The sequence below is a fragment of the Flavobacterium sp. genome (assembly GCF_049318325.1).
GTDB lineage: Bacteria > Bacteroidota > Bacteroidia > Flavobacteriales > Flavobacteriaceae > Flavobacterium.
Genome location: NZ_JBMOGQ010000049.1, coordinates 1 through 15,510 on the forward strand (window position 1 = coordinate 1; position 15,510 = coordinate 15,510).

The 15,510-nt window shown below is 33.7% G+C and carries 14 protein-coding genes; 12 read left to right on the forward strand and 2 right to left on the reverse strand.

Features of this window, described 5'->3' with window-relative positions; all coding sequences use genetic code 11:
• The first annotated feature begins 362 nt into the window (after positions 1-362).
• The 9 genes from ACOYLP_RS06160 to ACOYLP_RS06200 all read left to right on the forward strand — a co-directional run bounded on the left by ACOYLP_RS06160 (position 363) and on the right by ACOYLP_RS06200 (position 11,197).
• Positions 363-2,777, forward strand: a complete 2,415-nt coding sequence (locus ACOYLP_RS06160) for a penicillin acylase family protein (protein ID WP_422855304.1) — start codon at positions 363-365, stop codon at positions 2,775-2,777.
• 244 nt (positions 2,778-3,021) lie between these two features.
• Positions 3,022-4,377: an FAD-dependent oxidoreductase gene (locus tag ACOYLP_RS06165; RefSeq protein WP_422855305.1), complete on the forward strand. Its 1,356-nt coding sequence runs from the start codon at positions 3,022-3,024 to the stop codon at positions 4,375-4,377.
• A 349-nt stretch (positions 4,378-4,726) separates the two neighbouring features.
• Complete coding sequence (locus ACOYLP_RS06170) at positions 4,727-5,545, forward strand: MotA/TolQ/ExbB proton channel family protein (protein ID WP_422855306.1); 819 nt, start codon at positions 4,727-4,729, stop codon at positions 5,543-5,545.
• Positions 5,546-5,588: 43 nt separating this feature from the next.
• On the forward strand, positions 5,589-6,215 hold the full coding sequence (locus tag ACOYLP_RS06175) for an ExbD/TolR family protein (RefSeq protein WP_422855307.1): 627 nt from the start codon (positions 5,589-5,591) through the stop codon (positions 6,213-6,215).
• Between the two features lie 17 nt (positions 6,216-6,232).
• Entirely contained in the window at positions 6,233-6,796 is a 564-nt protein-coding gene (locus tag ACOYLP_RS06180; protein WP_422855308.1) for an ExbD/TolR family protein, read from the forward strand.
• 28 nt (positions 6,797-6,824) lie between these two features.
• Positions 6,825-7,610 carry an energy transducer TonB gene (locus tag ACOYLP_RS06185; RefSeq protein ID WP_422855309.1) on the forward strand — a complete coding sequence of 262 codons (786 nt, stop codon included), beginning with the start codon at positions 6,825-6,827 and terminating at the stop codon, positions 7,608-7,610.
• Between the two features lie 233 nt (positions 7,611-7,843).
• Complete coding sequence (locus ACOYLP_RS06190) at positions 7,844-8,764, forward strand: PstS family phosphate ABC transporter substrate-binding protein (RefSeq protein WP_422855310.1); 921 nt, start codon at positions 7,844-7,846, stop codon at positions 8,762-8,764.
• A gap of 10 nt (positions 8,765-8,774) precedes the next feature.
• Positions 8,775-10,436 (forward strand): tetratricopeptide repeat protein, encoded by a 1,662-nt coding sequence (locus ACOYLP_RS06195; RefSeq protein WP_422855311.1) that lies wholly within the window; start codon positions 8,775-8,777, stop codon positions 10,434-10,436.
• Positions 10,437-10,564: 128 nt separating this feature from the next.
• A complete protein-coding gene (locus ACOYLP_RS06200) occupies positions 10,565-11,197 on the forward strand; it encodes a 7-carboxy-7-deazaguanine synthase QueE (protein ID WP_422855312.1) in 633 nt (210 codons plus the stop codon).
• Between the two features lie 36 nt (positions 11,198-11,233).
• Here ACOYLP_RS06200 and ACOYLP_RS06205 read toward each other — a convergent pair whose 3' ends face one another.
• Positions 11,234-11,962, reverse strand: a complete 729-nt coding sequence (locus ACOYLP_RS06205) for a class I SAM-dependent methyltransferase (RefSeq protein WP_422855313.1) — start codon at positions 11,960-11,962, stop codon at positions 11,234-11,236.
• An 81-nt stretch (positions 11,963-12,043) separates the two neighbouring features.
• On the opposite strand from ACOYLP_RS06205, the gene ACOYLP_RS06210 reads away from it, so the two are divergent.
• Together ACOYLP_RS06210 and ACOYLP_RS06215 are read left to right on the forward strand one after the other, a co-directional pair.
• Entirely contained in the window at positions 12,044-12,544 is a 501-nt protein-coding gene (locus ACOYLP_RS06210) for a YkgJ family cysteine cluster protein (RefSeq protein WP_422855314.1), read from the forward strand.
• 1 nt (position 12,545) lies between these two features.
• The gene (locus ACOYLP_RS06215; RefSeq protein WP_422855315.1) at positions 12,546-12,947 is read left to right on the forward strand and encodes a PH domain-containing protein; all 402 of its coding nucleotides are present in this window, start codon (positions 12,546-12,548) and stop codon (positions 12,945-12,947) included.
• On the opposite strand, the gene ACOYLP_RS06220 is transcribed toward ACOYLP_RS06215, so the two are convergent.
• The gene (locus ACOYLP_RS06220) at positions 12,944-14,185 is read right to left on the reverse strand and encodes an exo-beta-N-acetylmuramidase NamZ family protein (protein WP_422855316.1); all 1,242 of its coding nucleotides are present in this window, start codon (positions 14,183-14,185) and stop codon (positions 12,944-12,946) included. The two genes, ACOYLP_RS06215 and ACOYLP_RS06220, sit on opposite strands and share 4 nt — an antisense overlap.
• Before the next feature lie 4 nt (positions 14,186-14,189).
• Between ACOYLP_RS06220 and ACOYLP_RS06225 the strand changes: the two genes are divergently transcribed.
• Entirely contained in the window at positions 14,190-15,422 is a 1,233-nt protein-coding gene (locus ACOYLP_RS06225) for an ABC transporter permease (RefSeq protein ID WP_422855317.1), read from the forward strand.
• Positions 15,423-15,510: the final 88 nt, after the last annotated feature.

The window sequence follows — 15,510 nt, forward strand, 5'->3', positions numbered from 1 at the left end:
TATAGTTTTAACTTAATATTGTTTCTCATTCAGTTTTCTAAGGTTTCTGCCAACTTGTATATACCCGAAACAAACTTTCGCAAAGCCACCCAAAATGGGTTGTATATTACGAAGGTTTGTTTCGCTTTATTCTTTTCAAATATAAAAATTATTTCCTACAAATCATCGAAAGGACTTTTTATTTGTTGGATACTTTTAGTACTAACATGGGTATATATTTCACTAGTCTTACTGCAATTATGCCAATAATTCTAGTTTTTCTTTCTCTTTTTAAAAAATGGTTTATCTAAGTGATATAAGACAAAGACTATACTTAATCCTATCTACCTATTTACTATATTTGTTTACCAAACATTCTTCTCATGAAATTAATTAAGAAAATTTCTCTGGTTCTTGTAAGTCTAATTTTTGTTATTGCTATTTCACTTTTCATCTATCTTCAAACCACAAAACCAAAATACGAAGATGAAGGATCGTTGTCCAATTTATCTAAACCAACAACGGTTTACTTTGATGACTTTGGTATTCCGCATATTTATGCCGAGAATCAAAAAGACGCTATGACAACTTTGGGTTATGTGCATGCGCAAGATCGATTGTGGCAAATGGAACTAATGCGTCGCATTGCCCCTGGAAGACTCTCAGAAATCTTCGGGAATCCAACACTAAAAACGGATAAATTCTTTGCCGGACTTGGTATTGATGAAAATTCCAAACAAGCAGTGGCAAATCTTGATACAAATTCACAAACCTATATTTTGGCAAATGCCTATTTGGATGGAATCAATCAATATATTGAAAATGGCACAACTCCGGTTGAGCTCCGATTATTAGATATTGAGCAAGAAAAATTTACATTAAAAGATGTCTATAACATCTTCGGATTTATGACATTCAGTTTTGCGATGGCGCAAAAAACAGATCCTTTACTAACCGACATTCGCGATCGCTTCGGAATGGAATACCTTAAGGATTTTGGTATTAATGGCGAATTCGGTAACAAACAATTAAAATCCTTCAAAGGAAATAGCATTGAATATGCTGAAATAGCAAATGCAGTTTCTACATTATTAGACACATCGCCAGTTCCAGCTTTTATTGGAAGCAACAGTTGGGTTATTGGTGGTGCCAAAACAAAAAACGGCAAAGTGATTTTGGCCAACGACCCTCACATCATGAATTCACAACCTGGGACTTGGTATGAAGCACATATCGTTTGTCCTGATTATGAAATGTATGGCTATTATATTGCCGGAACACCTTTCCCACTTTTGGGACACAACCATAATTACGCATACGGATTAACGATGTTTGAAAACGATGATGTTGATTTCTTTCAGGAAGAAGACAATCCGAATGATGAACATCAATACAAAACGGTTGATGGCTATAAAAATTATACCTATAAACAAAAAATTATTAAAGTTCATGACAGTGCCGATGTGATACTAAATGTAAAAACTTCCCATCACGGACCAATTGTAAATGGTTTGTTAGATGGATTGAAATCGGATAAATCAGTAGCCATGTCTTGGATTTATACACAGCAAAAACTCGAGCCGAAGGCGAAAGGAGCGATGCTAAATCAAATTTTAGATGCGGTTTATGAATTGTCTCATGCGAAAAACCTAGAAAGTTTCCACAAAAATATTGAACTTATCAAAGCGCCAGGTTTAAACATCATGTATGGCGATGCCAAAGGGAATATCGCTTGGTTAACTTCAGGCAAATTATATAAAGTAGACAAATCGGTTAATACCAATTTTATCTTAAACGGTGCTAACGGTATTGATGATAAAAAAGAATGGTTGCCTTTTACAAAAAACCCTGCTGCTATAAATCCACCATGGAATTATTTATACTCATCCAACAATCAGCCCGAAGCAATTGATGGCTATTTGTATCCGGGTTATTATCTTCCAAAAGATAGGGCAATGCGAATTGACGGATTATTGGCGCCAAAAAACGATTGGACAAAAGAAGAGGTGGGTAAAATGATTACCGATAATACATCGGCAACAGCCAAAGCCATTGTGGCTAACATGACAAAACCATTGGACGCTTCTAGTTTTTCTGAAAATGAAAAGAAAGCTTTAACCGTTTTGAAAGATTGGAAAGCAACCCATAATCTGGAAGACATCGCGCCAAGCATTTACAACAAATGGATTTATTTTTACCTAAAAAACACTTTTGAAGACGAATTTGGTATTGAAAATTTCAAATTGCTTTTGAACACACACATTATAAAACAAGTGATTGAAAATCAAAGTAAAAATGCTACCTCGGTTTGGTGGGACAACATTAATAGCATAGACAAAAAAGAATCCCAATCGGAAATTTTGACACTTTCATTTAAAGAAGCAATAGCCTCTCTTGAAAATCAATTAGGTTCCGATATCAATCAGTGGCAATGGAAGAAAGTTCACAAAGTTGAATTCCAACATCCAATAGGAAAATTAAAATTGTTCAGTACGTTTTTTAATGTAGGTTCGTTTCCTATTGCAGGCACCAACGAGGTGATTAATAACCAACTTTTTATTTATTCGGATGATGCTGAAATTCAAGTAAAGGGTGGTCCTTCAACCAGGCGTATCATCGATTTTTCTGATATTGAAAACAGTTGGAGCGTGTTACCAACAGGGCAATCAGGAAATCCTATGAGTGATCATTATAACGACCAAACAGATTTATTCGTTAAAGGTAAATTCAGAAAAATGAAACTCAATAAAAAAGAAATCATAAGAACATCAACTAAATTGGTTTTTAAGCCGAAGTAACAACAAATTTGTCATTCCGACTTCACCACCAACTTTGTCATTCCGACGAAGGAGGAAACTCTGTAAAGTAAATTAAGTAGTATGCTTAATGAAAACCTTAATTTACCTTAACTTCTTAATGTTTAAAAAATGTTCTGTAAAAAAACATAAATTTGCACCCGATGCCGAAAGGCCGCATCGTATGACCCGAGCTGCGAAGCGGCGAACGGATCGAAGTTAAATAAAAACCGTTTACAAAAATTAAATGCAGACTCCCAAAAAAATTGCTATTGTTGGTTCCGGATTAGTTGGTTCTTTGTTAGGTATTTATCTTAAAAAAAGAGGTCACATCGTACATGTATATGATAGAAGTCCGGATATCAGAAAAATCAATTTTTCCGGGCGTTCTATTAATTTAGTTTTATCCAACCGAGGCTTAAAAACCTTGCAGGATGTTGGTTTAGAATCGGAAGTTTTAGCAATAGGAATTCCGGTTGATAGACGTGCCATACACGTAGGGAAAGTCACAGTTAATGAACAGTTTTACGGTAAAAACGGTGAGGTAATCTATTCCATTTCAAGAGGGCTTTTGAATAAAAAAATGGTTGATTTGGCGGAGAAAGCAGGAGTTGAATTTTTCTTTGAAGAAAAAGTATGGGATGTCGATCTTACAACCGCTACTATTTCTATTGGCGAAACAGAGCGAGGTGAATGGACAACCCATAATTATGATCTAACTTTTGGTGCCGATGGCGCTTTTTCGAGAATTCGACATAGAATGCAGCGTCAGAGTATGTTTGATTACTCGCAGGAATTCATGAAAATGGGTTACAAAGAATTACATATTCCAGCCAATGTTGACGGAAGTCATAAATTAAACAAAAACGCTTTACACATTTGGCCACGCGGTGATTTTATGTTGATGGCTTTGGCCAATTTAGACGGAAGTTTTACCTGCACATTATTTATGCCTCATGATGGTGAAAATTCATTTGCATCTATAAAAACAAAAGAACAATTGGTCAATTTTTTTGCCAAAAATTTCCCTGATACGAAAGAAGTTATTCCGGATTTAGTTGATGATTTTTTCAAAAATCCAACCAGTTATTTGGTTACGATGAAATGTTTTCCATGGACGTTTAGTGATAAAGTTGCCCTTATCGGTGATGCCTGTCATGCCATTGTACCGTTTTATGGTCACGGAATGAATTCGGGCTTTGAAGACATTACTGTATTAGAAGAAATGATGGAAAAATATGGTGATGATTGGGCAAACCTTCTCAACGATTATGAGAATTCCAGAAAACCAAATGCTGATGCAATTGCTGAATTGTCATTTAGGAATTTTATGGAAATGAGTTCCAAAACAGCTGATGCCAACTTCTTACTTCAAAAGAAAATAGAAAAATGGTTCTCCGACAAGCATCCAGATAAATGGATGCCTTTGTACAGTAGAGTAACCTTTAGTTTACAACCTTATTCCGAAGCGTTAGCCATAGGCGATTTTCAAAATAAAATTATGGAAGAAGTGATGCAGATGGAAAACATAGAAGCCAAATGGAATAGTAATGAAGTCGAACAAAAAATAATTCATCTTCTAAATTTTAATCACACCCAATAACTTTGGGTATTTTTTTAAAATAATGTAATCTTACTTGATTTACTTTTAAAGGAGAAGCAGTATAAATTTAACATTAAATTAAAGTTGCATCTGAAAATACATTTTTGACTTTTTTTTCGTTATATAATTCTCATTTATCTATTAGAATTGTTAAAATGAGACTTTTTTTCAAAAATTTTAAATGAAAACTTAAAATGAAATCATAAGTTTTATTTTAGAAAAATATCGATGTAGTATTAAAAGTAAAAAAAGTTTTTTTATTACAAGTAAAAAATTAAATTTGCTACCAATCAAGTTTATTAACAACTAAAACTTATAAATTAATTAAAACTATTAAAATTTAAAAAAAATGGCAAACGTTAAAAAAGATGGGGTTTCAAACCTTGGAGGAATGGTTTCAGGAATCATTATTGTAGCATGTGTTCTTGTAGGTTATTTAATTTGGCAATTTGGTATGGGACATTCTTCAAACTTTGAAGGAGGAGATCCTGAAAAAGGGCATCCATTGAATACTTTAGGGATGGTTTACAAAGGAGGATTTATTGTTCCTATTTTGTTAGGTATGTTTCTTATGGTTATTGTTTTTTCAATTGAAAGATTTTTTGTTATTTCAAAAGCTTCAGGTAAAGGAAGTTTAGATAGCTTCATGAATAGAGTTCAAGGAGACATTAAAGATGGTAAAATAGAAGAAGCTATTAATGTTTGTGACAAACAACAAGGATCTGTAGCAAATGCAGTAAAATCAGCATTGATTAAATACCAAGAAGTAAAAGCAGAAGGTTTTAATAGTGAAGAAGCTTCGGAGACCATTCATAAAGAAATTGAAGAAGCAACATCTTTAGAGATGCCAATGTTAGAGAAAAACTTAACTATACTTTCTACTCTTGTAGCTCTTGGAACTCTTGGGGGATTATTAGGAACAGTATCAGGAATGATTAAAGCGTTTGGAGCGTTGGCTTCTGCAGGAACTCCTGACCAAGCAGCTTTAGCAACAGGTATCTCTGAAGCTTTGATCAATACTGCAACAGGTATCTCAACTTCTGCATTAGCTATTGTAACCTATAATTTCTTTACTTCTAAAATTGATACTTTAACTTATTCTATTGACGAAGCAGGTTCTACTATCGTGAATACCTATAGAAAGTTTAGAGGGGGGTTAAAAAAATAAAACAATAATAGTTTTACTATAAATTGTAATAAAAAAAATAAATATGGCTAAAGTAAAAATGTCCAAAAAATCAACATCAATCGATATGACGGCGATGTGTGATGTGGCTTTCCTTTTGCTTACGTTCTTTATCTTGACGGCAACGGCTAAAGTGCCTGAACCGCTTCCAGTTGACACACCATCATCAACAGTACAAACTAAATTACCAGATTCAGATTTGGCAATGTTAACTGTCGGAAAAAGTGATGGAAAAGAGCAAGTGTTTTTTGGAGTTAAAGGTAAAGAGATTCGTATGGCAACTTTGGATTATATGGCTCAAAAATATAAAATGACTTTCACTGACCAAGAAAGAACTCAATTTTCATTAGTTGATGAATTTGGAGTTCCAATCGAAGGATTGAAACAGTTGTTGGCAATGAAAAGTGCTGATAGAGCTAAAAAAGGAGTTCAACCAGGAATACCTTGTGACTCACTTAACAATCAATTACAAGATTGGATACAATACGCAAGAAAAGCAAACATAGATGTTAATCAAAAAGAACTTCAATTTGCAATAAAAGGCGATGCAAAAGAAGAATATCCACAAATTAAAAAAGTGATGGATATTTTACAAGACCAAAAAATCAATAGCTTCAATTTGGTTACTGGTTTAAGAGGAAAAGATTATTAAAATCAATAATATAGAAAATGGCTGAATTAGGAAATAGTGGCGGTGGCGGTGGTAAAAAAGACGGTAAAGTAAGGAGTAAAAAATCAGATCCAAGGGTAGATTTAACTGCCATGGTAGATTTAGCATTTTTATTAATTACCTTTTTTATGTTGACCACATCGTTATCAAAACCTCAATCAATGGATTTGGGTTTGCCTGACAAAGAGGATAAAAAAGAACCAGAAAAGGACATCAAAGTTGATCAAAGAAGAACCATGACGATAATTATGGGTGATAATGATAAAATCAAATGGTATCATGGACTTTTAGAAGCCCCTGAAGTAGGTGGTAAACCAACAGATGCAGAGTATGGTAAAAATGGGTTAAGAAAAGAAATTTTAAAGAGAGTGGTTTCTATCCCTCAAGTTACAGGTAGTAAAGACAAAGGTTTAATAGTTATCATTAAGCCAACTAAAAAATCAACCTACAGAAACTTAGTGGATGTTTTAGATGAAATGGCAATCTGTAAAGTTCCAACCTACGCAATTGTTAATGATATTTCTCCTGAAGAAAAATCCATCATAGAGCAAATGAACAAATAATCCATGTTAATTAAAAATATACTTAAAAATGAAGTTAGACTTATTTAAAAGACAGTGGATAGACATCGTTTTTGAAGGGAAAAACAAAGCATATGGTGCATATGAGTTGCGTAAAGAAAATCCAAAAACGACTGTTCGCTCTTTAATTATTGGAGCATTAATTTTCGGTTTGGCTATTTTTGCGCCAATCTTAATCAATATGATTCCTAGTGGTGATGACGATAATGTAACACTAGATCAAAAAATTGTTACTATTAAAATGCCTCCTAAAGAACAACCAAAAGATCTTCCACCACCTCCGCCTCCGCCTCCAAAAGTGGATCAAGTGAAGTTTGTTAAGCCAGTTGTGGCAAAAACAGAAGAAATTACTGAAGAGCCACCTAAGGTAGAAGAAATAAAAGACAAAAAGTTAGGTGATGAAACAATCAAAGGTGATCCAGATGCGCCTTTAACAGTAGAGCCAGTTGGAAATGGTCCAAGTGTAGTTGAAGAAGATAATAATATCTATAATACTGCAGGTATAGAGGTTAAACCTGATTTTCCTGGAGGATTAGAGAAATTTTACAAATTCATTGGTAAAAATTTTCAGGTACCTGAAGAAGATGGGTTGAAAGGAAAAATATTTGTAACCTTTGTTGTTGAAAAAGACGGTTCGCTTACAGATATTAAAGTACTTAGAGACATAGGTTATGGAACAGGAAAAGAAGCTATCAGAGTTTTGAAATCTTGTCCAAGATGGAATCCTGGTGAGCAAAATGGTAAAAAGGTAAGGGTATTATATTCTTTGCCAATATCAATACAATCAGCAGAATAAATGATATCAAAACTCATCGAAAACTTTCAGAAGAAATCGCTCAAAGAGCGGTTTCTTCTCGTTATAGGCATTTTGTTTTTTTTTATTTATTTAACATTAGGCTTACTAATCATATTTTGGAAGTCACTACCTTTAACTCTAGATTATAAATACAGAATTGTTTTCGGAATTTTACTAATTGTATATTCTTTTTTACGATTTTTGCGTTTCTTTAATAAAGAATAAATATTGAAATGGATAAAGTAACCAAATCACTTGTTGGCTTTGCTATATTAACTTTGGTTTTTGTATTTTCTTGCCAGAAAAAAAACAATAAAGCTGAGGATACTATTTTAGAAGGAAAAGCTACAGTTTATGTTGATGAAGCAATATTTCCAATCGTTGAGGATGAAGCAGCCGTATTTGAGACAGAATATGACGCTAAACTGAAATTAGTTTCAAAATCAGAAAATGAAATAATAAATGATTTGTTTAATGATACTGCAAGAATTGTAGTCTTAACAAGAACACTTTCTGCTAGAGAATTAAAGGCTTTTAAAAGTAAAAAAATAACACCAAGAATAACTCCTTTTGCAACTGATGCAGTAGCTTTCATTAGAAACAAAACAACTAAAGATACTTTAATTGCTTTACAAGACATTATTGATCTTGTTCAAGGAAAAGCGATTCCAAATATTAAAGGTTTGGTTTTCGATAATGCTAATTCGAGTACAGCAAGATATATTTCTGAAATTTCTGGATTGTCTGTTAACAATCAAAAAAATATATTTTCATTCAAAACCAATGAAGAAGTTTTAAAATATGTTGCCAAAAACAATGGCATGGTTGGTGTTATAGGGATTAATTGGATTTTTCAGCCCCCATTAGATTTACAGGAAACGGTAGATAATGTAAATGTATTAGGCGTTAAAGGATTAAATGAAAAAAATTACTTTTTCCCAACTCAAGATAATCTAGCCCAAGGTAAATATCCTGTGGCACGTCATTTGTACATCGTCAACTGTCAAGGATATTCTGGATTAGGAATGGGATTTGCATCATTCATCGGAGGTGAAAGAGGTCAGCGTATAATTTTAAAATCTGGTTTAGTACCTGAACGAATTCCAAGCAGAAAAATCGTAATACGTAATACAATTATAAAAAATAAAAATTAAATTGAAGAAAATGAACAAGTTTAAAATTTTCAGCTTAGCGTTAGTAATAACAACCATTGCCAAAGCACAAGATTTAGAGCCAGCAAAGAAAGCTATTGATGCTGAACAATTTGAAAAAGCAAAATCGTTATTGAAATCAGTTATTCAAGCGAAACCTTCCAACGGTAAAGCAGCATTTCTTTTAGGAACCATTTACTTAAAACAAAATATTTCCGATTCTGCTTCAATCTATTTTCAAAAAGGATTATCAGCATCTGAAGGTGCAAGATTAAATAATATTGGTCTTGGGCAATTAGATTTAGACGCTAATAATAAAACTGCAGCACAAGCAAAATTTGATTTGGTCATTAAAGAATTGAAAAAGAAAGACACCGAAGAATATGTGTATATCGCCCGAGCTTTTATGAATGCAGACAAACCTGATTATAAAAGTGCTATTGCTGTTTTAACAAAAGCCGCTACAGCTAATCCAAATGATGCTCAGGTACAACTCGCATTAGGTGATGCTTATTATGGAGATAAAAATCAAAATGATTCGTACAGAGCTTACTTGAATGCATTTCAATTTGATAACAGTTTAATTAGAGCCAAAATGCAATTGGGTGTTTTGTTAAAAGGCGCAAAAGCTTATACAGAAGCTGTAAAATCCTATGACGAAGTAATTTCAATCAATCAGAATTATGGACCAGTTTATCGCGAATTAGCGGAAACGTATTATTTATGGGCAAACAATGTTCCGAAAACTTATACTGAAAACATTCAAAAAGCGTTAAGTTTCTATGAAAAATACATGAGTTTAACTGACTATTCAATCAATTCACGTATGCGCCACGCTGACTTTTTAATCTTGGCAAAAGATTACAAAGCACTTGAATTGGAAGCAAATAAGATGAAAGAATTAGATGGAGTCAATCCGAGAATTCTTCGTTACTTAGGTTATTCAGCATATGAAAATGGAAATATCGATGGAGCTTTAGATGCTTTGCAAAAATTCACTTCTAATACATCTAACAAAATCATTCCTCGTGATTATTTGTATTTAGGTCAGGCCAAAATTAAAAAAGGAGCTAGTGTTGATGGGAAATCGGTTGAAGCAACACAATTAGCTTCTGGAATTGCAGATATTAAAAAAGCAGTTGAAATGGAACCACTAGCAGCTAATGAATTAAATGAAATTGGAAAAAAATTATACGACCAAAAAGCATTTGCCGCTGCAGCTGCAGTTTTTGAAGCTGCTGTAACTAATCCAAATTCAAAAAATTATTTGATTGACAATTTCTATCTTGGAAATTCACTTTATTATGACAACACCAGAAAAGATGTTGTAAAACCAGATCCAATTGCTTTGCAAAAAGCGGATACGGCTTTTGGAAATGTCATTACTGCGTCACCAACAACACAAGACGCTTATATATTTAGAGCGAGAACCAATAGATTGTTGGAAAATGACGAAATGATGGCTACATACTACCAACAATATTTAGATGTAGTGACAGCAAAAGGTGAAGAAGAAGTTACAAAAAACAAAGCTAAGTTTATTGAGTCATACAACAACATGGCTTCAACTTTTGCTAATACTGACAAAGCAAAAGCAAAAGAATTGCTAAATAAAACCTTAGCGCTTGACCCTGCTAATGCGTATGCGCTTGAAGCAATTAAATTATTGAAATAATTATATAATTTAACTAGTCCTAAAAAACCGCTCAAATTTTAAAGCGGTTTTTTTATTGTTTCGCATTTTCAAATTTTCAAATTGGCTCATTTTTAAATTGATTATCTTTACCGACTAGATTAAACAAAATGTTATCAAAAGAAACACAATTGGCCGTTGAAAAAGGAGAAATGCTTCCGCTGATGGAAGAATTCTATACAATTCAAGGCGAAGGATTTCATACTGGAACAGCAGCTTACTTCATTAGGATAGGAGGCTGTGATGTAGGATGCCATTGGTGTGATGTAAAAGAAAGTTGGAATTCCGAATTGCATCCACCAACTGAAACGGATATTATTGTTGCCAATGCAAAGAAATATGCTGATACCGTTGTAGTAACCGGTGGTGAGCCGTTAACTTGGGACATGACTTTGCTTACCCAAAAGTTAAAAGCCAATAATCTAAATGTACATATCGAAACCTCAGGGGCTTATCATGTAACTGGAAGTTGGGATTGGTTTTGTCTCTCACCAAAGAAAAATAAATTGCCGGTTGTTGATGCATATGAAATAGCCGATGAGTTAAAAATGATTATTTACAACAAGCACGATTTTACTTTTGCAGAAGAACAAGCTGCCAAAGTAAATCCTAATGCTATTCTTTTCCTTCAACCCGAATGGAGTAAAAAAGAAGAAATGACGCCACTCATTGTTGAATATGTAATGAAAAATCCAAAATGGAGAGTGTCTTTACAAACGCATAAATATTTGAATATTCCATAAATATTAAATTGAAAGCTTTGGTTTGAGTTTTTTATTTTACAAAGTCAATCTTGCCAAGTAATCAAAGTGTTCTCCTTCTAAAATTAATTCGCATTGTAAACCGTTCGCCTGAGCCGCATTTTGTAAAGTATTATAATCGATATATAGCCAAGGAAACGTTTCTTCAGTTTCTCCTTTATACGAAATAGTAAATGTCAATTCGCCATAATAATTGTCAGCCGGAACCAAATAACTTCCATCAGCATCTTTATCAAACATATAAATAATATCAGAACTGTCAATCAGAATTTGTCCATTCGGATTCAAAAGCGATTTCAGTTTCTGAAGATATATTGAGGTTTCTGAAAGTGTTCTGAAAATTCCAGTTCCGTTCATCAATAAAAGGATAGTGTCAAATTTTTGCTTCGCTAGTCCCCTTTCGCATGTGTAAGTTGAAACTTCTAAAATATTTTGAACTCGGGCATTTTTCAAACCACGCAATTCACAAGCTTTAATAGCATTTTCAGAAATATCAATAGCTGTAACTACAAATCCTTTTTCCTGCAAATACAAACTATGACTTCCCGCACCACAGCCAACATCGAGAACTTTCCCTTTGCAAAGTTGTAAAGCTTTCTTTTCGAGCTTTGGCATTTCATTAAAACTTCTAAAAAGATATTCCACACTCATTTCATCCGCTTCTGAAATATTGGTTTCAGTCACCAAATCCTCAGGAGAATTATTAGTTTGAAAATCAAGGATGGCTTTACCAAAAAGGTCTTTCATTTATTCTGAATTTATTTCAGAATCTTTTTTTTAGATTCTATTTTTTGTTATTTGGTTATTCGTTTTATGTAATTTTGCTCTATGAGTCTCAAGCCATCATTAAACGAAATTCAAAAGTTAGCCAAAGATAAGCATATCGAAAACAAAAAGTATTTTGATAAGCTCAAAAAGAAAGCGCCCAAAAATCTCGATTATGTGATGCAGGAATTACACGATTCCGAATTCAAACGAACCGATTGTTTGAACTGCGCTAATTGCTGTAAAACAACCGGACCGTTATTTACTTCAGCTGATATTGAACGGATTTCAAAACACCTGAAACAAAAACCACAGCAATTCATAGACCAATATCTTCGCATAGATGAAGATAAGGATTATGTGCTGCAAACCGTTCCATGTACGTTTTTAGATAACGATAATTATTGTATGATTTATGATGTTAGACCAAAAGCTTGTCGCGAATTTCCACACACTGATAGAAAAAAATTCCAGCAGATTTCTGATTTGACGTTGAAGAATGTCGCCATTTGTCCGGCTGCATATAATATTGTGGAAGAAATGAAGAAAAAATTACCTTTATAACATGAAAATATATAAATCAAAAGTTGATTGGTGGTTGGGATTAGTTTTAGTTTATCCAATATTTAGAAGTTTTGCGTCAATCATTGAAGGAGAATGGATAGGTTACATTGGTATTGTACTTTGCCTGCTGTTTATTGTTTTTATTTCTAAATCTACCAGATACATCATTTCAGAAAATCATTTGATTGTTAAATGCATGTTTATTGTAAATGATAAAATTGAAATCTCAAAAATAAGAAAAATAGAAAAAACGAATAGCATTTTGAGCTCGCCAGCATTGTCATTGGACAGAATTGCAATTAAGTTCAATAAATATGATGAAGTTTATATTTCTCCAAAAGAAAGTCAAGCGTTTATTGATGAACTTTTAAAAATTAATCCGGAAATTGAATCTACCATTTAGTTATAGATCAAATATTTCTTCCGCATCACCTTAAATTCTCTCAATCCCTTTTCCCATGATTTTCGAATGTCAACATCCGATGTTCCGTCTTCTATTTGTTGCTGTAACTTTTTGGTTCCAGCTAATTTAGTAAAGAAAGGATTAAAGAATTTGGTTTTGTCGGAAGTTTCATTATAAGCTTTTATAATCCATTTTAGCTCTAGCTTGCTTACTTTAGATGCTTTAGTCAAATCTTCACCATAACACAATTGATTTTTATAAAGTGGTTCTTTAGCACCGAAATTTGGAATAGGAGTAAAACTAAATTCGCTTTTCGGAAGAAACGGCGAACCGTAAATCTGGAATTGTTTTTCGGTACCACGGCCCACGCTCACATTCGTACCTTCAAACAAACACAAACTCGCATAAAGATTAATCGCTTGATCATTTGGCAAATTCGGCGAAGGTTTCATAGGAAGGCTATAAAACATATCATGTTTATAATTCAAACACGGAATTACGATCAGTTTGCATTTTGCTTCGTTTTTCAACCATTTTTCACCATTAATCATTTGGGCATATTCGCCAATGGTCATACCATGCAATATCGGAATTGGATGCATGCCTACAAAACTCGTGAATTCTTTTTCAAGAATTGGCCCATCAACAATACTTCCATTTGGATTCGGGCGGTCTAAAACTATAAGCTGAATATTGTTTTCAGCACAGGACTCCATAACATAATGAAGCGAAGAAATAAAAGTGTAAAATCGAGCGCCAACATCCTGCAAATCAAAAACTAAAATGTCAATACCAGTTAGTTGTTCGGGTTTTGGTTTTTTGTTATCGCCATAAAGAGAAATAATAGGTAATCCTGTTTTGGTATCTTTTCCATCAACAACATGTTCGCCGGCATCAGCTGTGCCTCGGAATCCATGTTCGGGGGCAAATATTTTTTGAACGTTAATCTTTTTAGCTAGTAGAAAATCCACAATATTTAAATTTACTTGCGTTTCTTCAGAAGAGTAGTAGTTTAAAACGCCAGTTTGATTGGTCACAATACCAACTTTTTTATCTTTTAATAAAGGAAGATAAGCACTATAATTCTCAGCCCCAGTTTGTATTCCTGAAGTTGTATTCTCAGCAATGGCTTCTTTTTCCTTTTCCCTTTTCCCTTCTCCCTTCTGCGAAGCTCCACAAGAAACTATTAGTAAAACCGAGAATAAAACTGTATTTTTGAACACCAAATTTGAAATCATACCATTGAAATTAGAATATTTTATAGCAAAACGACTTATTATTGCTAAAGACCATAAAAGTAGTATTTCTGCGCCAATAATAAAAATTGCCATCACTGCCATTGCAATCGGAATGATTATGATGATTATTTCCATCGCAACCGGAATTGGGTTGCAACAAAAAATACGCCAGAAAGTTTCTGCTTTTAACGGACATATTATCATTTCGGGTTACAACGACAATAATTCGGATGTTAGTACACGGCCGATTTCCATTTACCAAAATTTTTACCCAAACTTCAAAACCGTTGATGGAATTCAACACATTCAAGCCTTTGCCACCAAAGGTGGAATGATTAGAACAGAATCTGCTTTTGAAGGAATAATCTTCAAAGGCGTTGGTAAAGAATATCAAACCGATAATCTGAAAGAATATTTAGTAGAAGGAAGACTGCCTAACTTCAAAACCAATCTTAACGAAGAAACATTGATTTCGCAATATTTATGCAATCGATTAGGATTAAAACTTGGGGATAAGTTCGTAACCTATTTTATGAAAGAAGATAGCGAAGGATATAATCTACGAAATTTTAAAATAGTCGGAATATACAATTCAGGTTTCCAGGAATTTGATGCTAATTATGTGATTGGAGATATTCGTCATGTGCAACGAATAAACAAATGGAAGCCCGGCCAAATAGGTTCTTTCGAAGTCTTTGTAGACGATTTTACCCAAATAGAAAGCAAAGGACAGCAGATTTATCAGGAAACATCATCAGGGCTCGATTCCCAAACCATAGTGGAGAAATTCTTTTACATTTTCGAATGGCTAAAACTTTTTGACTTCAATATCCTTGTTATCCTCATTGTTATGATTGCCGTTTCTACTATAAATATGGTAGTCGCACTTTTGGTGTTAATTCTCGAAAGAACCCAAATGATTGGAATTCTAAAATCACTAGGTGCAAACAATTGGTTAATTAGAAAAATATTTCTCTACAACGCCGCTTACTTAATTGGCCGTGGATTGCTTTGGGGAAATAGCATCGGTATCGGTTTGTTGCTTCTCCAAAAATACTTCGGCATCATCAAACTTAATCCCGAAAGTTATTATGTCAACGTAGCGCCGGTCGACATCAACCTGTTTTATATTTTGTTGCTCAATATCGGAACTGTTGCTATCTGCCTATTGGTCTTACTTATTCCGTCGTTTATCATTACTAAAATTACACCTTCCAAATCCATTCGTTTCGAGTAGTCGAAGCACAATGTCTATGGTTATCAGGACGTGTTGTCCCGCTATCCGTTGTATCTTTTTAGTTTGTCATGCTGAGCCTGTCGAAGCA